Annotated in this window: 20 protein-coding genes; 18 read left to right on the top strand and 2 right to left on the bottom strand. The window is 61.6% G+C overall.

Annotated features, from left to right (window positions below):
• The first annotated feature begins 124 nt into the window (after positions 1 to 124).
• The 13 genes from BLO49_RS07290 to BLO49_RS07230 all read left to right on the top strand — a co-directional run bounded on the left by BLO49_RS07290 (position 125) and on the right by BLO49_RS07230 (position 14651).
• Positions 125 to 745: a hypothetical protein gene (locus BLO49_RS07290; protein ID WP_090646455.1), complete on the top strand. Its 621-nt coding sequence runs from the start codon at positions 125 to 127 to the stop codon at positions 743 to 745.
• Positions 746 to 908: 163 nt separating this feature from the next.
• Positions 909 to 1895: a DnaJ C-terminal domain-containing protein gene (locus BLO49_RS07285; RefSeq protein WP_090646454.1), complete on the top strand. Its 987-nt coding sequence runs from the start codon at positions 909 to 911 to the stop codon at positions 1893 to 1895.
• A gap of 104 nt (positions 1896 to 1999) precedes the next feature.
• Positions 2000 to 2458 carry a hypothetical protein gene (locus BLO49_RS07280; protein ID WP_090646452.1) on the top strand — a complete coding sequence of 153 codons (459 nt, stop codon included), beginning with the start codon at positions 2000 to 2002 and terminating at the stop codon, positions 2456 to 2458.
• Positions 2459 to 3139 (top strand): response regulator transcription factor, encoded by a 681-nt coding sequence (locus tag BLO49_RS07275; RefSeq protein WP_090646434.1) that lies wholly within the window; start codon positions 2459 to 2461, stop codon positions 3137 to 3139.
• A complete protein-coding gene (locus BLO49_RS07270; protein ID WP_090646433.1) occupies positions 3136 to 4569 on the top strand; it encodes a sensor histidine kinase in 1434 nt (477 codons plus the stop codon). Before BLO49_RS07275 ends, BLO49_RS07270 begins: the two co-directional genes overlap by 4 nt.
• Positions 4570 to 4678: 109 nt before the next feature.
• Positions 4679 to 6022, top strand: a complete 1344-nt coding sequence (locus BLO49_RS07265; RefSeq protein ID WP_245678928.1) for a hypothetical protein — start codon at positions 4679 to 4681, stop codon at positions 6020 to 6022.
• Between the two features lie 46 nt (positions 6023 to 6068).
• Entirely contained in the window at positions 6069 to 7151 is a 1083-nt protein-coding gene (ccmI, locus tag BLO49_RS07260; RefSeq protein WP_090646432.1) for a c-type cytochrome biogenesis protein CcmI, read from the top strand.
• The gene (ccmE, locus tag BLO49_RS07255; RefSeq protein ID WP_090646429.1) at positions 7148 to 7642 is read left to right on the top strand and encodes a cytochrome c maturation protein CcmE; all 495 of its coding nucleotides are present in this window, start codon (positions 7148 to 7150) and stop codon (positions 7640 to 7642) included. The genes ccmI and ccmE overlap by 4 nt, the downstream gene beginning before the upstream one ends.
• Before the next feature lie 223 nt (positions 7643 to 7865).
• Positions 7866 to 9863 carry a heme lyase CcmF/NrfE family subunit gene (locus BLO49_RS07250; protein ID WP_090646426.1) on the top strand — a complete coding sequence of 666 codons (1998 nt, stop codon included), beginning with the start codon at positions 7866 to 7868 and terminating at the stop codon, positions 9861 to 9863.
• A gap of 101 nt (positions 9864 to 9964) precedes the next feature.
• Positions 9965 to 10372, top strand: a complete 408-nt coding sequence (locus BLO49_RS07245; protein ID WP_245678927.1) for a cytochrome c-type biogenesis protein — start codon at positions 9965 to 9967, stop codon at positions 10370 to 10372.
• 148 nt (positions 10373 to 10520) lie between these two features.
• Positions 10521 to 12092 carry a Do family serine endopeptidase gene (locus BLO49_RS07240; RefSeq protein WP_090646420.1) on the top strand — a complete coding sequence of 524 codons (1572 nt, stop codon included), beginning with the start codon at positions 10521 to 10523 and terminating at the stop codon, positions 12090 to 12092.
• Positions 12093 to 12302: 210 nt separating this feature from the next.
• Positions 12303 to 12974 carry a response regulator transcription factor gene (locus BLO49_RS07235; RefSeq protein WP_090646418.1) on the top strand — a complete coding sequence of 224 codons (672 nt, stop codon included), beginning with the start codon at positions 12303 to 12305 and terminating at the stop codon, positions 12972 to 12974.
• 159 nt (positions 12975 to 13133) lie between these two features.
• Complete coding sequence (locus BLO49_RS07230; RefSeq protein ID WP_090646416.1) at positions 13134 to 14651, top strand: sensor histidine kinase; 1518 nt, start codon at positions 13134 to 13136, stop codon at positions 14649 to 14651.
• Positions 14652 to 14932: 281 nt separating this feature from the next.
• On the opposite strand, the gene BLO49_RS07225 is transcribed toward BLO49_RS07230, so the two are convergent.
• Positions 14933 to 15787: a PhzF family phenazine biosynthesis protein gene (locus BLO49_RS07225; protein WP_090646414.1), complete on the bottom strand. Its 855-nt coding sequence runs from the start codon at positions 15785 to 15787 to the stop codon at positions 14933 to 14935.
• 161 nt (positions 15788 to 15948) lie between these two features.
• Here BLO49_RS07225 and BLO49_RS07220 point away from each other — a divergent pair, with 161 nt between their 5' ends.
• The 4 genes from BLO49_RS07220 (at position 15949) to BLO49_RS07205 (ending at position 20663) form a co-directional block, all read left to right on the top strand.
• Positions 15949 to 18900, top strand: a complete 2952-nt coding sequence (locus BLO49_RS07220; RefSeq protein WP_090646412.1) for a bifunctional [glutamine synthetase] adenylyltransferase/[glutamine synthetase]-adenylyl-L-tyrosine phosphorylase — start codon at positions 15949 to 15951, stop codon at positions 18898 to 18900.
• Between the two features lie 94 nt (positions 18901 to 18994).
• Entirely contained in the window at positions 18995 to 19684 is a 690-nt protein-coding gene (locus BLO49_RS07215) for an RNA polymerase sigma factor (protein WP_245678926.1), read from the top strand.
• Positions 19681 to 20136, top strand: coding sequence for a hypothetical protein (locus tag BLO49_RS07210; RefSeq protein WP_090646410.1), 456 nt, complete (start codon positions 19681 to 19683; stop codon positions 20134 to 20136). The genes BLO49_RS07215 and BLO49_RS07210 overlap by 4 nt, the downstream gene beginning before the upstream one ends.
• A 2-nt stretch (positions 20137 to 20138) precedes the next feature.
• The gene (locus BLO49_RS07205) at positions 20139 to 20663 is read left to right on the top strand and encodes a periplasmic heavy metal sensor (RefSeq protein WP_090646409.1); all 525 of its coding nucleotides are present in this window, start codon (positions 20139 to 20141) and stop codon (positions 20661 to 20663) included.
• Between the two features lie 5 nt (positions 20664 to 20668).
• On the opposite strand, the gene greA is transcribed toward BLO49_RS07205, so the two are convergent.
• Positions 20669 to 21148, bottom strand: a complete 480-nt coding sequence (gene greA, locus BLO49_RS07200) for a transcription elongation factor GreA (RefSeq protein WP_090646401.1) — start codon at positions 21146 to 21148, stop codon at positions 20669 to 20671.
• A 205-nt stretch (positions 21149 to 21353) separates the two neighbouring features.
• Between greA and BLO49_RS07195 the strand changes: the two genes are divergently transcribed.
• Positions 21354 to 22379, top strand: coding sequence for a cupin-like domain-containing protein (locus BLO49_RS07195; RefSeq protein WP_170828248.1), 1026 nt, complete (start codon positions 21354 to 21356; stop codon positions 22377 to 22379).
• Positions 22380 to 22394: the final 15 nt, after the last annotated feature.

Here is a 22394-nt window from a genome sequence, read left to right as displayed (position 1 = left end):
ATGAGATTGGGGCAAGGCTTTGGACAGACGATTATTACTTAAAGCAGTGGCGTCTATAGCGAGTGCTCAATTCTTGCCTGATAGTTCATGCGCCGGAAATACGACCCGGTCCCCCAGTTTACGCGTGGCTGACGATGAAGCCATGGAGGTCTTCAAACCATATTACCAAATGGGCGGCGTCTTGCAGTTCATCGTATATGATGGCGCGCAAGATGGGGAGAGCGATTCCATGGCGGCGATCCATGACGGACTTGCCAACACGGGCAGTCTCAACGAAAGCGCATTTGCAAAGCTGAAGGGGCGCCAAATATCATTGGGCCAGTTTTTTGGCGACTGGTATGATCCGGCAGACGGCGGCCTGATTAAGCTTGGCAGCGTCACGACGGTTGGCGGTCAGAACCTCAGCAATCCCAAGCTGGTGTCGCTTGAGAACCTTCAGGTAGCATCGAGCGGTGGTCCGGGTGTGGAAGTGGGCGCTGGCGGGCAATTTGCCTATGCTTATCTCAATCCCCCTTATGGCTTGGCTGGCACACCTGTTGAAATCCAAAGCAGGTTTGACGATATTCGTGAAGCTATTCTGCCAAAAGCGCACGCCGCGACTATTTTCGACTGGACCAATCCATCACTGGACAAGGTGTCAGATTATTTCACGGCGGGGAAGGAATGGTGGGGCATATTTCTGTTCAGCATCTACATTCCTGATTTACAAAAACTGACAATTATTGCCGGGTCGGCGACAGATTAGACCACCTTTTCACTTGAAAAAGAAAACAAGACGCCCCACCACCCTCCGTCTTCGCCTAAAGGCTTCGCCGGACGGTCCCCCGGAGGTATAAGAAGGGGGCTGTGCTTGCCTCTTGAAACGATAAGGTCTAGGACACACCTCTATCGCGGAGGTATGTTTTACAGTGGCAAATGATCCCTATTCTGAATTGGGCCTGAAAAAAGGGGCCAGCGATGCCGAGATTCAGAAGGCGTTCCGCAAGCTGGCCAAGGAACTGCATCCGGATACCAACCGCGACAACAAGGTGGCCGAAGAGCGCTTCAAGCGCGTGACGGCGGCCTATGATTTCCTGAAAGACACCGACAAGCGCAAGAAGTTCGACGCCGGCGAGATCGATGCCGATGGCCGCGAGATTTTCCGTGGCTTCGGCGGGGGCGGTCGTGCCGGCGGTTCGCCCTTTGGCGCGGGTGGCGGACGCAGCACGCAGTTCGAGGGCATGGACATGGATGATATCATGAGCATGTTCGGGGGCGGCGGCCGGGGCGGCAGCCCGTTTGGCGGTGGCTTCGGCGGCTTTGGTGGCCAGCGCGAACAGGCGCCGGCCAAGGGCAGCGATATCAAGATCAGGCTCGATATCGACCTGCTGGATGCCATTGTCGGCAATACGCGCCGCGTGCTGCTTTCGGATGGTCGCACGGTCGATGTCAATATTCCCAAGGGCTCGCGCGATGGCCAGACCCTGCGCCTGAAGGGGCAGGGCTCGCCTTCGCCCACGGGACGCGGCGCGCACGGCGATGCCCTGGTCGAACTGCACCTCAAGCCGCATCCGGTCTTTCGCATGGATGGCAATGACCTGCATATGGACCTGTTCGTCTCCCTGCCGGATGCCCTTTTGGGCGGCAAGGTGCAGGCCCCGACGCCGGATGGCCCGGTCAGCGTCAACCTGGCAAAAGGGTCCAATTCCGGGGCTATCCTGCGTCTGAAGGGGCGTGGCGCGCTCGATGCCAAGGCCGGTACGCGCGGCGACTTGTTCGCCCATGTCGTCCTGGCCATGCCCGACAAGGGACTGGACGGGATGCCGGCTGACCTGAAGGCGGAGTTCACCAGCTTGCTCGAACGCTGGCGTGACAAGGCAGACTACACGCCGACCATCACCACCCGGCGCAAATAGGGCGGTAAGAGCATAATCGGTCAGATTGTATTTTTTCCAATTATTTACTTCCCTGACGCGTCTGTTCAGATAAGGTTCAGGTGTAGACCTCTATAAATGGCGTCATGAAACAGATTTGGCCCCTTCTTAGTCTTGTGCTGATCGCCGCGCCTGTGACCTTGCCTTCGGTCGCGGCGGCGGAGCCCCTGGCTCTGCGCGGCGGTCTGGATGAAGCCGTGATGCTGCTGGCGGGCAATAAAAAGGACCGCGACAACAGCGGCAGCAACCGCCAGCGCGGAAATGACGATCGTCGCGGCAATCGCGGAGACGACCGGCAAGGCGATGACCGTCCGTCGAGGGATCGGCCGGTAAATGCACAGAATTTCGACCGCGGCAATGCCAGGCAGTTCCAGAACCGTGACGATCGTATCAACCGCGCCATGGCGGTAGCCGGACGTCGTGGGCGGGTGCTTGATGCCGGCCCTCAGGGCGGCTCCATCTTCTGGGTGCGTGTGGCGACCGATCAGGGACGCGTCGACCTGCTCGTCGATGCCGATTCCGGCCGTATTATTGGAGAGCGCTAGTTGAGAATCCTGTTAGCCGAAGATGATCCCGATCTGTCGCGCCAGTTGAAGGCGTCGCTGAGTGATGCCGGCTATGTGGTCGATCACGCGCCGGATGGCGAGGAAGCGCATTTCCTTGGCGATACCGAACCCTATGACGCGGTGATCCTCGATCTTGGCCTGCCCAAGATTGACGGCGTTTCGGTGCTGGAAAAGTGGCGGCGGGCCGGCAAGGCCACGCCGGTGCTGATCCTGACCGCGCGCGGCGCCTGGAATGACAAGGTGGCGGGCTTCGACGCCGGCGCCGATGATTACCTGACCAAGCCCTTCCATACCGAGGAACTGCTGGCCCGCCTCCGTGCGTTGGTCAGGCGCGCCGCCGGACATGCCCAGCCCATGCTCGTCTGCGGCGGCGTGCGGCTCGATCCGCGGGCGGCGCGGGCCTCGGTCAATGGTGAGCCCCTGCGCCTGACCTCTCTGGAATATCGCCTGCTGCATTATCTTATGCTGCACCAGTCCAGAGTGATTTCGCGCACCGAACTGGTCGAGCACCTCTATGATCAGGATTTCGACCGCGATTCCAATACGATCGAGGTTTTCATGGGCCGTCTGCGCAAGAAGATCGGCACCGACCGGATCGAGACTGTGCGGGGTCTGGGCTATCGGCTCAAGCCCCTGCATGACGAGATCAGCGATCTGTGAGTGATGACACAACCGCCCCAATCCTTCGCGCTGCTGGCAAACTCTGGCGCCGGCTGACGCGTAAAAATTCGCTGGTCGGGCGGCTGATCCGGCTGGCCTCGGTGTGGTTCATCTTTTCTCTGGTCATTACCGGCATTGCACTGACCGCCTATTTTCATCAGGCAGCACTTCAGCGCTTCCAGCTCAATGTCGGCCAGATCGCCGATAACCTCTATGCCGATACCGATATCGCCAGCGACGGCCACATTACCACGCCGGTCTTTTTCGACACCCGCACCAACCGCGTCTATTCCGGGCTTTACTGGCAGGTCAGCGAAATCAACGCCCAAGGCAAGATGATCGATCAGGCGCGGTCGCGCTCCCTGTGGAGCGAGCGCATCGTCGTGCCGGCGGAGAGCCTGGCGGCGGCGAAAAGCCGTTCGGGCGAGCCTGTTTTCTATGACAGCCTGGGGCCAAACAAGGCGCCGTTGCGCGTGGCGGCCATCTATTCGATGATCGATGATCGCGCCTTTGTCTTCCTGTCGGCCGAAGATCGCGCCCCGATGGACAAGGATGTGCGCCGTTTCGCCCTTATCACAGCAGCGGCCCTGTTCATCCTGGCGCTTGGTTCGCTGGTGGCCATCTTCATCCAGGTGCGGGTGGGCTTGCGGCCGCTGTTCGACCTGACCGGCGAAATTGCCGATGTGCAGAGTGGCAAGCAGCAGCGCCTGGTCAAGACCTATCCGGCGGAAATCACCCCGGTGGCGACCCAACTCAATGCCTTTCTCGACTATTCTCAGGAGGTGGTGGAGCGCCAGCGGATGCACGTCGGTAATCTGGCCCATGCGCTGAAGACGCCGCTCTCCGTGCTGATGGCGACGGCGGGCGAGGCCGAAGGGCCTCTGCCGGAAACCATGCGCAAGCAGGCCGAGACCATGCGGGCTCAGGTCGATCACCATCTGCGGCGGGCGCGGGCGGCGGCGCGGTCCCAGGCCATGGGTGAGCGCACGCCGGTGGAGCCGGTTCTGGATGAACTGGCGGTGATGCTGGAGCAGGTTTTCCAGGACAAGGGCGTGATCATCGACTGGCGCGCGCCGGAAGACCTGGCCTTCCGCGGCGAGAAACAGGACCTGCAGGAAATTGCCGGCAATCTGCTGGAAAATGCCTGCATCTGGTGCAAACGCAAGGTACGCATCACAGCGGAATTTACCACAGCCGACCAGACCATGAAACTGGCCATAGAGGATGACGGTCCGGGGCTGGATGAGGCGCGGTTCGATGAGGTGCTGAAACGCGGGGCGCGGCTGGATGAGAGCGTGCCGGGCTCCGGCCTGGGGCTGTCGATTGTCGATGAACTGGTGCGCGCCTACGGCGGAGGGCTGCATTTCGAGCGTTCCCCGTGGGGCGGCTTGAAAGTGGTTGCAAAGCTGCCGGCAAACCTGTCCGAGTAGGCAGTTACCCGTCAGACAAAATTAACCGGATCGTTACTATGATGCGTTTTCCCTAAAGCGTTGTGGCGTAAGGATTTCCGGTTTGGCAGGCTTGATAGCCGAAAAGCGCATGAATATGCTCAAAGGCCTGGTTCGCACCCTGCCTCAGACCTCCCTGCGTTCGCTGGAAATGGCGCTGGGCCTGACCAATGAGGCGAAGATGGTCGAGGTCCGCGAACTCATCGCGGCCGAGATGGAATTTCGCCAGGTCCGCGAGGCGGTTTTCGCACCGTTCATGCCGCTGTTCCGCCCGCGCGCCGATGGACTGGCCGGGGTCAGGTTCGAACCGTGGATCGTCAATGCCCTGTGGTCGGCGCTGGGCACAAGCGAGCCCGATCTGTGCGCCGAGGCGCAAGTGATCTTTCGCACCCTGCGCGCGGAAGACCCGACGCCGGTGGTCTTTTTCCGGTTGGTGACGGCGGCGGCCCATATCTGCCATGATACGCCGGAGACGATTTTGCGCCCTGACGCCGGCGACACCGAGCGCGCGGCGGTGGCGGAGTTCGGGCACTATCTCGACCTGCACCGGCTGGCGCGGCAGGTGCTGGCCCGCCTCAACGATTTCATGGGGCGGATCGATGCCGACAAGGCGGCGGCCCTGCGGGTTCTGTTCGGTGACGCCAGCGATCTCGATATCAACGGCGGTACGCGCTTTCTGGAGATCATCTTCGCCAATCTGGAGGACGGCGCCCAGATCATCAAGTTCGTGGCCATTGTTTCCGACCGGCCGAACGACCGATTCCTGGCGGAGTCGGAACTGGCGGATTTCGGCATACGCATCCTCGACCGGATCGAAGCGGACCTGGCCGCTATCAAGGCTTTCATGGGCGGCAAGGGACAGGTTTGCGATGATCCCGGTGCTGCCGGCGAACGGGTGGCGCACTGCCTCAGCCAGATTCAGGCGTTCGGGCACTATGTCGAGCTGACACGCGGCGGACCCTGGGGCAAGCGGGTCACCGAAGCGCAAAAGACCATAGCCGGCCTAGTCGAGCACCAGCTCAAGAGCGCGGAAAAGGCGCTGGAAGGCGTCATGCCGATGCGCACCGAACGCGTCTATGGCCGGGTGAAGAAGGAGGTGCCGGATTATGCGCGCGTGCCCGCGGAGGAGGTTATGGCCCGTGCCCACGGCGTTTTGACGTTTATCCGCAAGGTGCGGCCGATCGCCATGGCTGGCGGGTTCGCCGCCCTCCAGGCCAAGACGGCCGAAGCCTGCGAGCTGACGCTGGATGCCTATTTCACCGAACTGCTGGCCCTTGCGAATGGCGATGAACCGTTTGACGCCGAACAGTTGCTGGCCGGCTTCGAGCGGATCGCCGACCTGATGGAAGCCCTGTGCGGCGAGGAAAAGGGGCAACTGGCGCGACGCCGTGTCGCGTCATCGGACCTGATGAACCCCTCGAAATCCGTGGCTTGAGCCTGTATAGGCTTTCTTTTGGCCTGAAATCGGCTATTGAGGCCACATGCTCCTGCTCATCCTGACCTGCCTGCTGATCTGCGCCGCGCTGATGGCGCTGGTGTGGGCATGGCAGCGGAGACGTGGCGTGGCGTCCGGACTGACGCAGGAAAAGGCGCTATATACCGGATTTGTCGCCGATCTGGAGCGCCGGCAGGCGCGGGGCGAGATCGACGACATTCAGGCGCAGGAAGAACGGGCGCAGGCGGCGCGGGCCCTTTTGAAAGCCAGCGAAACGCAGGCCGCGGTTGCGCCGGTAAAACCGCTTTACGGTTATGTGGCGCTCGGTGTGACCGCGATCCTGAGCCTGGCGGTTTACCTGATGATCGGTCATCCCGATCAGCCGGATCAGCCGTATAAACAGCGCCTGCAAACCTGGACGCGGCTGGCCCAGACCAATCCGGACGTATTGCCGCCGCTGGCCATGGCGGCGGTATTGCGGCAGGGGCAGGCCGGGCACGCCAATGACGTGACCTACTGGCTGTTCCTCGGCCGGATCGACATGCTGGCGGGCAATAATTACGCCGGGGCGCAAGATTATGAAAAGGCGCGGGCCCTCTCGCCTGGTACATTTGTCGCCTGGTCGGAACTGGGTGAGGCCCTGACCTTTGTCGGCGGCGGCACCAGCGGACCGGAGGCGGTGCAGGCGTTTGAAAAGGCGCTGCAACGTGATCCGAATGATGCGCGGGCGCATTATTACCTTGGACAACAGGCTCTGGCGGAGGGAAGGTACGAGGCGGCGCGCGGGCACTATGAAGCGGCGCTGAAGACCATGGCGCCGGATGATGTCAGCCGGCCGCAGGTGCTGGAAGCGCTGAACAGCATTGGCCAGGCGGAAGCGGCGGCCAAGGCGATGAATGCGCGTATTTCCGGCATGGTATCAGGGCTTGAGGCGCAGCTTAAGGCCGATCCGGAAAATGCCGATGGCTGGGCGCGGCTGCTGCGTTCCTATGATGTGCTCGGTGATACGGCGGCGCACGACAGGGCACGGGCGGCCATGCAGGCGCACTATGCCAACCGGCCGGAAGTGATCGCCGATATCCTCACGAAGGCGCAGACGCGCGTCGGTTCGGAAGGAGAGGCGAAATGAGCTTTTGGCCGAAGTCCGTCAAAGCCCGCCGCCGGCTGACGATTTTTCTCATTGCTGCACCGGTATTTATCGCCGCTGTCGCCCTGAGCCTGTATGCGCTGAAAGGGACGGTGGTCTATTTCTATACACCGGCACAGTGGATTGAAGCGAAGGTGCCGGTCGGCAAGACAGTGCGGCTGGGCGGACTGGTCAAGCCGGGCAGTGTGGTGAAGACGCCGGACGGCGTGACGCGCTTTACCGTGCAGGACAAGCTGAAGGAAATCTCCGTAGTCTATAAGGGCGAACTGCCGGACCTGTTCCGGGAGGGGCAGGGCGTGGTCTGCGAAGGGGAAGTAACGGGGGTGACCGCGTTGAAGGCTGTGCAGGTTCTGGCCAAGCACGACGAGAAGTACATTCCGAAGAACGTGCAGAAGGAACTGGAAAAGCAGGGCGAATGGCGTCCCGGTGCGGGCATGGACAAGCCGAAGCCGGTCCAGAGGCCGTTTCAATGAGTGGCAGTCATACCTTGTACCTCCCCAACTTGTTGGGGAGGGGGACCGCGAGCCTTCTTCAGGCTCGTGGTGGTGGGGTTTCTTACTTTTTAAGCCTTACCCGAGATGTTTATCTTGGTTTTAGGAAGCAAGATGCCCCACCACCACGCCAGCAAGCTGGCGTGGTCCCCCTCCCCGGCATAGCCGGGGAGGTACAAGAATATTTCCTGCCCGCGGTGGCTGCATGACCCATATCAACGAAATCGGCACCTATTGCTTGGTCCTCGCATTCTGCCTGTCACTGACGCAGGCGGGGGTGGTCATTGCCGGCAAGGGACGCGGGATCGCCCGCTATGCCGAAGGGATTTCGCTGGCTGGGGCGGTCAGTATTTTCATCGCTTTTGCCGTCCTGATCTTCGCCTTTATCCGCTCTGATTTTTCGGTAGTGAACGTCGCCGAGCACTCGCATACCGACAAGCCGCTGCTCTACAAGATCTCCGGCGCCTGGGGTTCGCACGAAGGCTCGATGCTGCTGTGGTGCACCATACTGCTGGTCTATGGCGCCATGATCACCTTGCGTGGACAGGGCCTGCCGGAAGGTCTGCGGCTGAAAGCTTTGGGCGTGCAGGGCCTGCTCGGCGCGGCCTTTGTCGGTTTTACGCTGTTTTCATCCAATCCGCTGGCGCGGCTGGCTGAGGCCCCTCTACAGGGACAGTCGCTTAATCCGGCGCTGCAAGACCCGGCGCTCGCCTTCCATCCGCCGATGCTTTACTTAGGCTATGTCGGTATGTCGGTGGTGTTTTCGTTTGCCGTGGCCGCTCTGATCGAAGGCCGGCTGGATCGCGCCTGGGCGCGGTGGGTGCGGCCGTGGGCTTTGCTGGCGTGGAGCTTCCTGACCATCGGCATTACGCTCGGCGCCTTTTGGGCCTATTATGAACTGGGCTGGGGCGGCTGGTGGGCCTGGGACCCGGTGGAGAACGCCTCCTTCATGCCGTGGCTGGCAGCGACCGCCCTGCTGCATTCGGCCATCGTCATGGAAAAGCGCGATTCCCTGAAAGCCTGGACGGTGTTCCTGGGCCTGCTGGCCTTTACCTTCTCGATGATGGGGGCTTTCCTGGTGCGCTCCGGGCTGTTGACGAGCGTCCATTCCTTTGCCGTCGATCCGCAGCGCGGCATATTGCTGGCGGCGATCCTGCTGCTGACCGCCGGCGGCGGTTTTGCCTTGTTTGCCCTGCGCGCGCCTTCGCTTGCCCCTGGCGGCCTGTTCGCCGCGGTCAGCCGCGAAACCACCCTGGTGCTCAATAATCTGCTGATCTCGGCGGCCCTGTGCTCGGTCTTTCTGGGGACACTTTACCCGATCCTGATGCAGGCCCTTTTCGACAAGACCATGTCGGTGGGGGCGCCCTATTATCTGGCGGTCTTCGGGCCGATTATGATCGTAGCCCTGCTGCTGGTGCCGGTCTCGACCCTGATGTCGTGGAAGCGCGCCGACCTGAAAGGCGTTGTGCAACGCCTGGCGGCGGCTTTCGCCGTGGCCGTGCTGGCGGCGGCGGTCGGTTCGCTGTTTTATAAGGGACCGACCTTTCTCAGTGAGGCGGAATATCTGATCGGTCTGATTGTCGGCTTCTGGCTCATCTTCGGCACGGCGCGCACCCTGATGCAGGCGCTTAATTTCCGGCTGAATGCGGCGGTTAAGGCGTTGCGCCGTCTGTCGGGCGTGCCGCTGGCGACATGGGGGATGATTTTTGCCCATATCGGCCTCGGTGTGTTTGTGCTCGGCGCGGTGGTGGAAGGCCATCAACGCTTAAGCGTCATGCAGGGCATGAGTTTGGGGGATAGCGTCAAGCTGGGGCAGTATGAGCTGCGGTTCCAGTCGCTCTATCAGACACCCGGCGCCAACTATGATGCGCAGGGCGGTGTATTTGAAGTGAAGGACGGGCTAGGCCGGATCATCTGTCAGCCGAAGCCGCAGCGGCGGTTCTATCCGGCGTCGAACCAGGTGCAGAGCAAGGTGGCTTTGTGCTTCACGCCGCTCGATGATCTTTATGTGGTGATGGCGGAGCCGCAGACCGGCGTTGACGGGGTAATGTCGTGGCAGGTGCGGTTCTTCTATAATCCGTGGGTGCGGCTGATCTTCTTCGGGCCGCTGCTGATGGCGCTGGGCGGCGTGTTGTCGCTGTGTGATCGGCGCTTAAGGCTGGGGATCGTGCGGAAGGGGCGGAAGCTGGCGGTGAAAACATGAAAAAAAGGGAAGCAAGAAACCCCACCACCATCCGTCTTCGCCTAAAGGCTACGCCGGACGGTCCCCCTCCTCACCGAAGGTGGGGAGGTATGATATGGTTTTTGCTTATCTTTCCCCTCCACGCCTTCTCGGCCACGCCGCAAGACGAAGCGCGGGGGAGGCAGCTTTTTACCGAGGTGCGCTGCGTGCAGTGCCAGAGCGAGAGCATCGCCGATTCGGACGCCCAGATCGCCGGCGACATGCGCCGCGAAATCCGCGCCGATATCGCCGCCGGCAAGACCAATGCGCAGATCCGCAAGGAGCTTTTCGCCCATTATGGCGATTATGTTCTTTTTCGGCCAAGGTTCTCGATGGGCAACCTGCTGCTGTGGCTGCTGCCGCCGCTCATTGCTATAATCGGCGGCGCAATCCTGTGGGCCTCACGGCGAAAGCCTGAAAAATCAGGTGATTATGCCCTGAGTGCCGACGAAGAGAAAAAGCTTCGTGATATCTTGAAGAAACACGATTGATGTCACGATTTTGCCTCACCGCTTTGATTACATAAGGCCGAAACCGGGATTCTTCGTGAGTCATCGACGGTTTGTGGTTGTAATCGCCCCGCTTAACGCTCAGATATCTGACTAAACGCGGCTTATTCGTACGGATAAAGGTAGGATTATGGGGAATTGGAATTTCAAGGCGCTGCTGAAAAATCGTTCGGCAGTGGGTGGCGCGGTCGCCGGTCTGGTCCTGGGCGCGGGCGTTGCCGGCGCGGCCATCACCGGTTTCGGCGCGCACGGCATCGGCGCGGGCTATGACGGCGCGCAACTGATCAAGACCGCCGACCTGACCCCGGTCAAGCCGCCCGCCGGCGCCCCCATGTCCTTTGCCGACCTGATCGAGCGCGTCTCGCCGGCCGTGGTTTCGATCGAGACCAAGGGCAAGATGAAGATCGACACCGGCATCCCGTCGCTTCCGGGCTTCAGCTTCCCCGGCCAGGATGACGGCTCCGGCCAGAAGGAACAGGAAGTCCGCGGTGCAGGCTCCGGCTTCTTCATTTCGGCTGATGGCTATGTCGTCACCAATAACCACGTCATCGACGGCGCCGACGAAATCACCGTCAAGCTGACCAATGACAAGGAACTGAAGGCCACCGTGGTCGGCCGCGATGTCGGCACCGACCTGGCCGTGCTCAAGGTCGAGGGCACGAACTTCCCGTTCGTGCGCTGGGAACTGGAAAAGCAGCCGCGCGTCGGTGACTGGGTGATCGCCGTCGGCAATCCATTCAACTTCTCGAACACCGCTACGGCCGGCATCGTTTCGGCCTATGGCCGCGACCTGCGCGACAATTCCTCCGGTCCGGACTATACCGACTATCTCCAGATCGATGCCGCCATCAACAGAGGTAACTCCGGCGGCCCGACCTTTGATCTTTACGGCAAGGTGATCGGCGTCAATACCGCCATCGTCACGCCTTCGGGCGCCAATGCCGGCGTCGGCTTCGCTATTCCGTCGGATGTGGCGGCCAAGATCACCAGCCAGTTGATGAAGGGCGTCAAGATCGAGCGCGGCTATATCGGCGTCACCATCCAGTCCGTGACGCAGGAAAATGCCGAGGCGCTCGGCATCACCGATGTCACCGGCGCCTATATCGCTGAAACCACCCGTGGCGGTCCGGCGGATAAGGCCGGCGTGCAACTGGGCGATATCGTCAAGTCGGTGGATGGTAATCCGGTCAAGAGCCCGACCGAACTGACCCGCCGCATTGCCGATGTTAAGGTCGGCGAAAAGGTGACGCTCGGCGTGCTGCGCAACGGCAAGATGATCAACCTGACCCTGACGGCAGCCCTGCGGCCTTCGGAAGAAGACCTGTTGAAGGGCCTAAACGGCCAGAGCGGTGGTGACGACAGCTCGTCCAGCGGTTCGGCCAGCGGGTCGGCGCCGGTTATCGGCCTGTCGGTCAAGGCGATCACCCCGGATGTCCGCAAGGCGTTCGGTCTGGACGATACCAGCAACGGCCTGGTGATCACCGATGTGGCCGCCAATTCCGATGGCGACCAGAAGGGTCTCAAGCCGGGCGACGTCATCGTTCTGGCCAATAACCAGCCGGTGACCACTCAGGCGCAGTTCAGCGGCATTGTGGCTGACCTGAAGAAGCAGAACCGCCCGAGCATCCTGCTTCTGGTCCGCCGCGAAGGCCGCAATATCGCCCTGCCGCTGTCGCTCAAGGACGATGCCGCGAAGAAGTGACAAAAGATCCTCCCCTGTTGCAGGGGAGGTGTCGCGGCCAGGCCGCGACGGAGGGGTAACAACTGTCGGGATTTACCCCCTCCGGCGCTACGCGCCACCTCCCCCTCCAAGAGGGGGAGGGCTTTGGGCTTAATTGCCAATTTTTAAGAGGAAAAGGGTCGTAACGCATGTTATGACCCTTTTTCGTATCTGAATAAGCGAGAGCCGATAATGAACGTCCTGATTGTCGAAGATGATGTTGAAGCCGCGCAAAACATGCAGAAGGGCCTGAAGGAGGCCGGTATCGAGGCGCGGCTGGCCGGCGATGGTGCGCAGGGGCTGGACGCCATCAAGGCGGAAGTGCCCGATGTCATCATTCTCGATCGTATGATGCCGGTGATGGACGGGGTGACCATGCTGCAAACCCTGCGCGCCGATGGCGTTGATGTGCCGGTGCTGTTCCTCTCGGCCCTCGGCGAACTGGAAGACCGCGTGTCGGGCCTGCGCGCCGGCGCGGATGACTATCTCGTCAAGCCCTATGCCCTGACCGAACTGGTGGCGCGCGTCGAGGCGCTGGGCCGCCGCAAGGACAAGGACACGGTGGAGACCATCCTGCGTGTCGGCGATCTGGAGATGAACCTGATCTCCCGCGTGGTGAAACGCCAGACCAAGGTGATTGATTTGCAGCCGCGCGAGTTCCAGTTGCTGGAATTCCTGATGCGCCATGTCGGCCAGAGCGTCACCCGCACCATGCTGCTGGAAAAGGTCTGGGCCTATCATTTCGACCCGCAGACCAATGTCATCGACGTGCATATCTCGCGCTTGCGCTCCAAGCTGGACAAGGATTTCGACCGCCCGATGCTGCACACCGTGCGCGGCGAGGGATATCAGCTTAAGGCGTAGCTTTTTCTCCTCCCTGCGAAGCGGGGAGGTGGCGCGCAGCGCCGGAGGGGCGCCCCTCCGTCAGCGACACCAGCCCTGCGGGCTTGGCGCTGACACCTCCCCATTCAAGAAATGGGGAGGAGCGTATCGTGCCAGCACTGGCAGGTACAAGGATAGATTATGACTGACAGCTCTTCCTCCGAAACCCGCAAGCAAATGATCGACGCCGTGTGGCGGCGGGTGGATGCGCTCGCCATCCTGCGGCCGAACTTCTTCCGCCAGACGCCCTTCCGGCTGACGCTGGTTTTCCTGTGCGTTTATGTCTTCGTGGCGGCGCTGGTCTTCGGCTACATCTATCTGGCCACCTCGACGGAATCGCGCGCCTGGGGCAATGTGTCGATCGACGCGCGCATCAAGAGCCTCAAGGAGACGGACGCGCGCGACGGCCATGCGGCGGTGGTGGCGAAGATCCTGGGGGATGACGCCGTCGAATGGGTCTTCGCCAAGGGCGCCTTCGATAATTCTGGCCAGGTGCTGGCGCAGAACGGCCGCGCCCGCATGGAAGGCAAGAGCCTGCCCGACACGGTGATCCGTGAAGGGCTGAAACAGGTCAGTGCCGATAATCCGGTGGCCTCGATCAACTTCACCTCGCCGTCGCCCAATGATCCGAACTGCTGCCGTTTCCAGGGGCGCGTGGTGCGGCTGGACGACAATTTCTACATCTATGTCGCTATGGATATGTCGTGGGCCGATCACGGCTTCCAGCAGGAAATCAAGGCAGTGGCTGGCGGCGGCCTGCTGGTGGTGATCCTCGGCCTCTTCGCCGGCACCCTGATCAATCAGGAGGTCACGCGCTCGGTGGCGCGGGTGACGACGGTGCTGGAGCGGGTGCAGGAAGGCGACCTCAAGGCGCGGATTTCGGTGCGCGATTCCGGCGACGAGTTTGACGCGCTCTCCCTGCGCATCAACCAGACGCTCGACCGCATGGAAAAGACCATGGGCAATCTGAAATACGCCGGTGACGCCATCGCGCACGACCTGCGCTCGCCGCTGTCGCGCCTGCGCACCAAGCTGGAGGTGTCGCTGCTGGAGGTCGATAAAGACCCGTCCCAGGCACACGATGCCCTGGCGGGGGCGCTGGAGGAAACTGGCCAGTTGCTGCGTACCTTCCAGACGGTGTTTTCGATGTCGCGTTTGCAGGCGCAGGGACAGGCGCCGGATCAGGTGCTGTTTTCCGCCAGCGAACTGGCCGACGACATGGCCGAACTGTTCGAGGCGGTGGCGGCCGACAAGGGGCTGGAGTTCGAGGCCGAGATCGAAAAGGGCGTCAGGGCCTATGGCAACCGTGATTTCCTGGCGCAGGCGCTTTCCAACCTGCTCGACAATGCCATCAAATATACGCCGGTGCCGGGCGGCGTGACCTTCCGGATGCGTCATACCTCGCAGCGGGAGATCGAGTTTTCGATCACCGATACCGGTCCGGGCGTGCCGGAAAAGGACCGAAAGCGCATTGCCGAACGCTTTGTGCGGCTGGAAAATTCGCGGACGCTTCCGGGCGTGGGGCTGGGGCTTTCGATGGTCGAGGCCGTGGCGGTGGCGCACAAGGGGCGGCTGGAAGTGGCCGAGGGGCCGGGCGTTTTCGACGGTCAGGGGCCGGGTCTGCGCACGGCCCTGGTTCTGCCGCCGGTGCAGGGGTAATTTGGGGTTTGAAGGAAAGACGTTGATCCACAGATTACGCAGATTGCGCAGATTTTAAGAAAGAGAAGGAATCCACAGATAAGCCAGATAAGCACAGATGGTCCGTGCGCATGACCTGCCTCGGCGGTTATAGTCACGAATGCGCCGCAGGCGCATAAGAAAGCATTTCGTTTCGCGCCTGAGCTCAAACTGCTTCAAATCGTCTGTGCTTATCTGGCTTATCTGTGGACCGCTTTTCTTCTTAATCTGTGCAATCTGTGTAATCTGTGGATACCCTTCCTTTACTTATGAAGCCAGCCATCGACGCAGGTGACGCAGGCGCCGCCGACATAGACCTGTCCGGCCTCATCGACCGATATCTGAATGTGTCCGTCGCGGCCGATGCACTGGCCTTGCGTGGCCGTATAGGCGGTCGCTACGGGCGGGATCAGGCCGCGGGCAATCTGGAAGGCCGCCACGCTGCCATTGCCGCTGCCGCACACCGGGTCTTCATCTATGCCGTCGGAGGGGGCGAAGGAGCGGACCTCGATCGCGCTGCTATCGGGATATCTGCCGAAGACGGTGATGCCGGTGGCGTTCAGTCGGCGCTCGAATACGGCCGAACGGGCGAAATCGGGTTTGAGAGCGAGTACGGCCGCCGCATCCGTCATCTGGGCCACGATCCAGGCCGGGCCGACATTAACCAGCGCCGGGGCACTTTCTTTCTGGACCGGAGCGCCGAGGATGGCCTCGAGTTCCGCAACGTCATCAACGGCAAGCGTCTCTATTCGCGCCGATGGCAGGGCGAGGGTTATGAGGCGATCCGTCACCTCAATGCGGACCAGGCCGACGCCGCATTCCTGCACCAGCACGCCAGTCTTCGGCGTATGGCGCCCAGCCTCGATAATGGCATGGGCGCTGCCGAGCGTGGGATGGCCGGCGAAAGGCAGTTCGCTCAAGGGCGTGAAGATGCGCAAGGCGTAATCGGCGTCGGGGTGTTCGGCCGGCAGCAGGAAGGTGGTTTCCGACAGGTTGGTCCAGCGGGCAATGGCCTGCATGGCGGCGGTGTCCAGACCCTCCGCGTCCAGAACGACCGCGACAGGATTGCCGAGAAACGGCCGGTCGCTGAAGGCATCGACGACTTTATAGGCTCTCATGGTCAGGCTCCGGTGGCGGGACCGGACGGACGTAGCACATGAGGCGCGGAGCGGCCATGTTCAAAAACATATTGGCCAAAGCTCTTGGAAAGTTTGGTATTTCGGCGATTCAGGGTTAAACATGCAGGACAATAGACGCAGGGACCTGTACCGCTTACCTCATGGCAGATGTTTTATTCTCTTCTCTGGTCGACCGCCTGCACCCCTGCGGGCCGGTTCTGAATGCGGGTGCGGCGGATTATGTCTTCGAGACCCTGTATGAGGTGGCCACGACCGAAGGTTGGCGCGATGTGCTGCAACAGGCCGAAAATGCGCTGCGGCCCGTGGTCTCGGCCTCGCCCTATCTGGCCGGCCTTATGCGCCGTGATCCGCAGCGCCTGCGTGAGACCCTGATATCGGCGCCGGAAGCCCGCCTGAAAGCGATCCTGCTGGCCACCGAGGCGCTGAAGGATCAGGCCGCCACTGTCGAGACGCTCGATATCCCCGCCGCCAAAAAGATACTGCGCCACCTGAAGGCCGACACGCACCTGCTGACCGCCCTGGCTGATCTCGGCGATGTCTGGGGGCTCGATCACGTCACCGCCGCCCTGACGCGCTTTGCCGATGCCGTGACCGAGGCCGCCCTTGCGCTGGTGGTGCGTGAGGAGCGCGACAAGGGCCGGATAGATGACAGCCGCATCGACAAAAGCGAAGAGCGCGGGATTTTGCCGGGCCTCTTCGTGCTGGCCATGGGCAAGCATGGCGCCGGCGAACTGAACTATTCGTCGGATATCGACATCACCTTCTTCTGCGACCTGGACCGCCTGCCGGTCAATGCCCAGGTCGATCCGCAGACCTTCGCCGACCGGGTGGCGCGCGGCGTCTCGACCCTGCTTTCCGAGCGCACCGGCGATGGTTATGTCTTCCGCGTCGACCTGCGCCTGCGGCCCGATCCATCATCCACGCCCACAGTGGTCAGCGTGCCTTTCGCCCTGCATTACTACGAATCGGTCGGGCAGAACTGGGAGCGCGCCGCCTTTATCAAGGCGCGGGCCGTGGCCGGCGACATGGTGGAGGCCAAGGGGTTCATGAACGACCTGTCGCCCTTCATCTGGCGGCGCAGTCTCGATTATCCGGCCATTGCCGACGTGCATTCGATCAAGCGGCAGATCCACGTCTATAAGGTGGATGAGCGGCTGGAAGCGGCGGGAGCCAACCTGAAGCTCGGCGCCGGCGGTATCCGCGAGATCGAGTTCTTCGCCCAGACGCAGCAGTTGATTCTTGGCGGCCGCGATCCCTCCCTGCGGTCCAAACGCACGCTCGATGCTTTGGATGCGCTGCGCCGGGCCGGTCATCTGGCGCCCGCCGTCGCCAAGGAACTGAAGCAAGCCTATATTCGGCTGCGCGACTGGGAACACCGCGTCCAGATGATCCACGACGAGCAGACCCACGACCTGCCGGAAAATGATGACGACCGGATGCGGGTGGCGGCGCTTTCCGGCTTCTCCAATCTGTCACGCTTTGACCTGGCGGTGTCGCGCACCCTGCGCCTGGTCAATTCGCACTATGGCGAGCTGTTTTCCGAGGCGGAATCGCTGTCCTCCTCGTTCGGCTCACTGGTCTTTACCGGCGTGGACGATGATCCGGAAACGATCAAGACCCTGGCGCGGATGGGCTTCGATCATCCGGAGCAGGTGGCGGCCACCATCCGGTCATGGCATCACGGCCGCATCCCGGCGACGCGTTCGGAGCGCGGCCGCGAACTGTTTACCCGGCTTGTGCCCCGCCTGCTGGAGGCGCTGAATGAAACGGGCACGCCCTCCATCGCCTTTACGCGCTTCGCCTCGTTCTTCGTGACTCTGAATGCCGGGGTGCAGATACAATCCCTCTTCCTGGCCAATCCGAAGCTGTTCCATACCATTGTCGAGATCATGGGCTTCTCGCCGCGCCTGGCCCAGATGCTGGCGCGCCATCCGACCTCGTTCGATGCCATGCTCGATGCCGGCTTCTTCGATCCGCTCGGCGAGGAAGTGGACGAACTGGTGCGGCGCGAGGTCGAGCGCGTGCCGCCTGATCTCGAAGCGGTGATGAATGCCCTGCGTCGCATCGGCCGCGAACAACAGTTCCGCATCGGGATGCAGATCCTGTCGGGCCGGCTGAACACCGAGGCGGCGGGCGCGGCCTATGCCCGCCTGGCCGATGCCTGCATCCATCACCTGGCGCCGCTGGCCCTGGAAGATATGGTGCGTCAGGCCGGAAAGCTGGACGGGCAGGTGGCGATCCTGGCGCTCGGCAAGCTTGGCTCTCAGGAGATGACGGCAACCTCGGACCTCGACCTGATGGCGGTCTACCTGCCGGATGATCCGTCTTCGGCCTCCACGGTCAAGAACTGGGCGCCGGAAACCTGGTTCGGCCGGTTTACTCAGAGGCTGATTTCGGCGCTTTCGGCACCGACGCACGAAGGCACGCTCTACGAAATCGACATGAAGCTGCGGCCGACCGGCGCCAAGGGGCCGGTGGCGGTATCTTTGGCGGCTTTCGAGAACTATTACGACAAGGACGCCGATACCTGGGAATTCCAGGCCCTGACGCGGGCGCGGATCGTCTGGTCGACCTCGGCCGATTTCGCCGACCTGGTGCGGCTGAAGGTCGAGACCATCCTGCGCCGCCAGCGCTCCGTGGCGCAGACGGCGCTCGATGTGCTGGCCATGCGTGCCCTGATGGAAAAGGAACGCCCGGCCAAGAGCTTCTGGGATTTCAAGCTGTCGATCGGCGGCCAGGTCGATGCCGAGTTCGCGGCGCAGTACCTGCAACTGATCCATGGCGAGGCGGGCGGCCCCTTGCGTGTCGGCACGCTTCAGGCGCTGTCGGCCATGTCGCGCGCCGGTCTGGCGCCGGCCGCCGAGATCGAGGCACTCAGCGTGGCCTGGAAGGTGCAGCAGGCGCTGGCGCAGGTCATGCGGGTGTCTCTTACCGCTCAGGATGATCCGCGTAACGAGCCGGAAGCCTTCCAGCGTAAGCTGGCGCGCGCCGTCCATACCCGCAGGCTCGATACGCTGGAGAAGAAGCTGCGTGATATCCGCAAGCGGGCCAGGATCGCTTTTGAAAAGATCGTCCGGCCCAACGAGAATTAAAAGCGACGGATAATTATCATTACAACGTTGTAATGAACAAGATGACGGCGGATACCTGTTCTGGTTTCATTTATCTTGTTAAGGACCGTAATTGATGGCGCAGAGCCTCTTTCATAAGCCCCGTGACTTTGGTCATGCCGGGGTGAAGGAAAATCTGCAACAGAAACGGATACATCTTGTGTCGGCTCAGGTCGATGCGCTGCCGGGGAAACAGGTGACGACAGACCCTGACGAGGTTCTGCTGGAGCGGATCGCGCGCGGCGATATGGCGGCGGTGTCGGCGCTTGTCTCGCGCAAGCTGCCGCGGCTTCTGTCGCTCGGGCGGCGGATGCTGAACGATCCGGCGGAAGCCGAGGACGTGGCGCAGGAAACTCTTGTGCGGACCTGGAAACAAGCGGCGACCTGGGTGCCGGGCAAGGCGCGCATCGACACCTGGATGCACCGCGTGGCGCTCAACCTGTGCTATGATCGCCTGCGGCGGCGGAAGGACAGCGTCAGCCCGGATGATGTCGAGATCATCGATGACGCGGCGGGGCCTTCGGTGCAGCTTGAGCAGGCGCAGACCGCGCAGGCCCTGCAAAAGGCCCTGGCGCAACTGCCCGAAAGGCAGCGGACGGCCATCACCCTGAACTATTTCCAGGAGATGTCCAATATAGAAGCGGCGGCGGTCATGGGGGTGAGCATAGAGGCGCTGGAAAGTCTGCTGGCGCGGGCGAGGCGTACCCTGCGCACCCTGATGAGTGAAAAGTCTGTAATCCCGGGGAGTACGGGAGCGGGAAGATGAGTGACATGCGTTTGGAACGACTGAAAGCGATTATTGAGGCCTATGGCGCCCATGCGGCGCACTGGCCGGAGGCGGAGCGCGAGGCGGCACTTTCCTGTGTCGAGGCGCATCCGGAAGCGGCGGCCTGGCTGACCGAGGCGCGCGCGCTGGATGACATGATGGACACCCTGCGCGTCATCGAACATGGCCGGGCGGAAGCGGACCAGCCGCTTTTCGAGGCGGCTATGGAGCGTTTCGCGGCCGACTTTACGCCGGTGAGTAACGTTGTTACCTTCCCGGTCCGGCCGCGTCCGGCGCGGGTATCCCGGTCGGTTGTCTGGGGCATAAGCATCGCGACGGCGGCCTGTCTGGCCGGTGCGGTGCTGGGGGTTAATCTCAGCCTGATGGGCCTGAGCGACCTGCGCGTCACCAGCGTGCTGGAACAGGTGGCGATGATCGACGGGGGAGACTGAGCATGAACGCCTGGCTGACGAACACCCGACTTAAATGGATTCTGTCGATCTCGCTGGTTATCAATATCTTTCTGATCGGTGCGGCCGTAGGCGCTGGTTTCGTGTTCAAGCACCATCTGCGTGATTTCCAGCGTCCGCTGGCCATGCAGAAGGCGTGGCGCGAGGCCACCGAGGGGACGACGCGCGAGGAGCGCCATCATATCTATCTACTGACCAAGGCCGCGGCATTAAGCGGTGAGGCAGACATGGCCAAGGCGCGGGCTCTGCGGGCCCAGGCGCGCGTGCTGGTATCGCAAGAGCCGTATGACGCGGCGCAGATCGCCATGTTGTCCGAACAGGCCCGCAACGCAGAGAACGACGCTCGCGGCAAGATCGAGAATACTCTGATTTTGAATATGCGGGACCTGCCCGTGCGTGAACGGACGTTCGTTCTCACCACGCTCCTGCGCGCCAGCGGCCGGTTTGACCGCTTTATCGCCAAGGACGACAAGCCGCCGGTAAAGGTGGACGCGCCGGCGCCGCAATAGCTGGATCAGCGTATCGACATAATCTCCACGCCGGCGCCGCCGACCTGGACCTCGTCGCCTATCTCCTTGCCGAGCAGGGCGCGGGCCAGCGGCGAGACGTAGGACACGCTGCCTTTTGCCGGGTCGGCTTCGTCTTCTCCCACGATCCGGAAGGTCTGTTCGCGGTCATTATCCCGCAGGATCGTGATCGTGCAGCCGAAGACGACGCGTTCCGGTGCGGTGACGGGATCGATGCGCTGGGCAGAGCCAAGGCGGGTGGTGTAGTAGCGCAGGTCACGCGTGGCGCGCGCCATGGCCGTGCGGTCTTCATTGATCTGGCCGGAGGCTTGCGCGGCGGTATAGGCGGTCTTGGCCTCGGCGAAGGCGGCTTCCAGTTGCGCCAGGCCCTCGGGCGTGACCAGATTGGGATGCGGGGAGACCGGCCGGTCGGGCAGGTTGGCCGCCGCGGCCTCAAAGTCTTCGTCTCTGGTAAAGGCTACGCTCATGGGGCGTTGTAGCACATTTGCATCGATGGGAAGCAATAAAGTCGGAAGCTGACGCCCGGCTGTCAGTGGTAGCCAGTAGTGGCCGCCGGTCGCCTGCATTGCATTCGTTTTCAAACAAAGTTATGGCTATGGCCCGCTTGACGAGGCATGGTTTTGATTGCGAAACAGTCTTCTGATGCCGTGCTTTACGACCAGGAATTCTCAGATGAATCGATTTAAATCGATCGCCGTTATTGATAAAGTTGATCGGGTGACATTCGAAAATGAGATCCGGCCCCTAAATCAGCCTGTGGTCATGAAGGGCCTTGTGTCTCACTGGCCATGTGTTGAGGCCGCAAAAAAATCGCCCGAGGCGCTTGGGGCCTATCTGAAAAAGCATGATAGTCGCAGAACCAGTCTGGTTTCCGTCTGTCCCGCTGAATTCAAAGGCCGTTTTTTTTACAATGAGAGTCTTACCGGGGTTAATTTCACTGCCATAAATGAATCGATATCCGGTCTTGTCGACTGGTTTTTGGCCCAGCCGGCTTCCCAGTGCGGTGAGGCACGCTATATCCAGGCGTTGCCGATCCCTGCGGTCGCTCCGGACATGATGGCCGGCCTCGACATGCCGCTTCTGAACACGGACGTGCAGCCCAGACTATGGCTCGGTAATACCATTTGTACCCAGACCCATCTGGACCGCCCGGAAAATATCGCGTGTCATGTCGCCGGAAAAAAGGTTTTTACGCTTTTTCCGCCTGACCAGCTACCGAACCTGTATATGGGGCCGCTCGACATGACGCCCGGCGGCGCGCTGATTAGCCTGGCCTCACTAGACGAACCGGATTTCAACGCCCACCCGCGCTTTGCCCAGGCCCTAGAAGTAGCGCAGCAGGCCCATCTGGAACCTGGGGATGCGCTCTATATACCGAGTTACTGGTGGCACCACGTCCAGACTACGGGGCCTCTCAACATGCTGGTAAACTACTGGTGGAACGACGCTCGTCCGGATGCATACCATCCTCTGGCGACGCTCTATCTGGCGGCGCTCAGCATCAAGCATCTCCCCTCCGATCAGCGCCAGTTTTGGAAAACCATGCTCGACTATTATATTTTCGACAGCGCCGGGGATCCGGTAGCCCATCTGCCTGCCTCAATCCAGGGAGCATTCAGCCAGGAGATCAGCGCCGAAAAGATGCAACTGAGCAAGCGACAGTTCAAGCAGCGTTTTCAACAAATGTTCAATCAATAGTTTGGTGTAGGCGAC

Source organism: Asticcacaulis taihuensis (assembly GCF_900100255.1).
Classification (GTDB): domain Bacteria; phylum Pseudomonadota; class Alphaproteobacteria; order Caulobacterales; family Caulobacteraceae; genus Asticcacaulis; species Asticcacaulis taihuensis.
The sequence above is the reverse complement of the archived record's forward strand: the minus strand, read 5'-3'. Positions and strand labels throughout refer to the sequence as shown.

What these genes read in the sequence shown, in the direction of transcription:
- BLO49_RS07280 (WP_090646452.1), top strand. Translation starts at nt 2,000, where the DNA reads ATGAAACAGATTTGGCCCCTTCTTAGTCTTGTGCTGATCGCCGCGCCT.
- BLO49_RS07265 (WP_245678928.1), top strand. Translation starts at nt 4,679, where the DNA reads ATGAATATGCTCAAAGGCCTGGTTCGCACCCTGCCTCAGACCTCCCTG.
- ccmI (WP_090646432.1), top strand. Translation starts at nt 6,069, where the DNA reads ATGCTCCTGCTCATCCTGACCTGCCTGCTGATCTGCGCCGCGCTGATG.
- ccmE (WP_090646429.1), top strand. Translation starts at nt 7,148, where the DNA reads ATGAGCTTTTGGCCGAAGTCCGTCAAAGCCCGCCGCCGGCTGACGATT.
- BLO49_RS07250 (WP_090646426.1), top strand. Translation starts at nt 7,866, where the DNA reads ATGACCCATATCAACGAAATCGGCACCTATTGCTTGGTCCTCGCATTC.
- BLO49_RS07240 (WP_090646420.1), top strand. Translation starts at nt 10,521, where the DNA reads ATGGGGAATTGGAATTTCAAGGCGCTGCTGAAAAATCGTTCGGCAGTG.
- BLO49_RS07235 (WP_090646418.1), top strand. Translation starts at nt 12,303, where the DNA reads ATGAACGTCCTGATTGTCGAAGATGATGTTGAAGCCGCGCAAAACATG.
- BLO49_RS07230 (WP_090646416.1), top strand. Translation starts at nt 13,134, where the DNA reads ATGACTGACAGCTCTTCCTCCGAAACCCGCAAGCAAATGATCGACGCC.
- BLO49_RS07225 (WP_090646414.1), bottom strand. Translation starts at nt 15,787, where the DNA reads ATGAGAGCCTATAAAGTCGTCGATGCCTTCAGCGACCGGCCGTTTCTC.
- BLO49_RS07220 (WP_090646412.1), top strand. Translation starts at nt 15,949, where the DNA reads ATGGCAGATGTTTTATTCTCTTCTCTGGTCGACCGCCTGCACCCCTGC.
- BLO49_RS07215 (WP_245678926.1), top strand. Translation starts at nt 18,995, where the DNA reads ATGGCGCAGAGCCTCTTTCATAAGCCCCGTGACTTTGGTCATGCCGGG.
- BLO49_RS07210 (WP_090646410.1), top strand. Translation starts at nt 19,681, where the DNA reads ATGAGTGACATGCGTTTGGAACGACTGAAAGCGATTATTGAGGCCTAT.
- BLO49_RS07205 (WP_090646409.1), top strand. Translation starts at nt 20,139, where the DNA reads ATGAACGCCTGGCTGACGAACACCCGACTTAAATGGATTCTGTCGATC.
- greA (WP_090646401.1), bottom strand. Translation starts at nt 21,148, where the DNA reads ATGAGCGTAGCCTTTACCAGAGACGAAGACTTTGAGGCCGCGGCGGCC.
- BLO49_RS07195 (WP_170828248.1), top strand. Translation starts at nt 21,354, where the DNA reads ATGAATCGATTTAAATCGATCGCCGTTATTGATAAAGTTGATCGGGTG.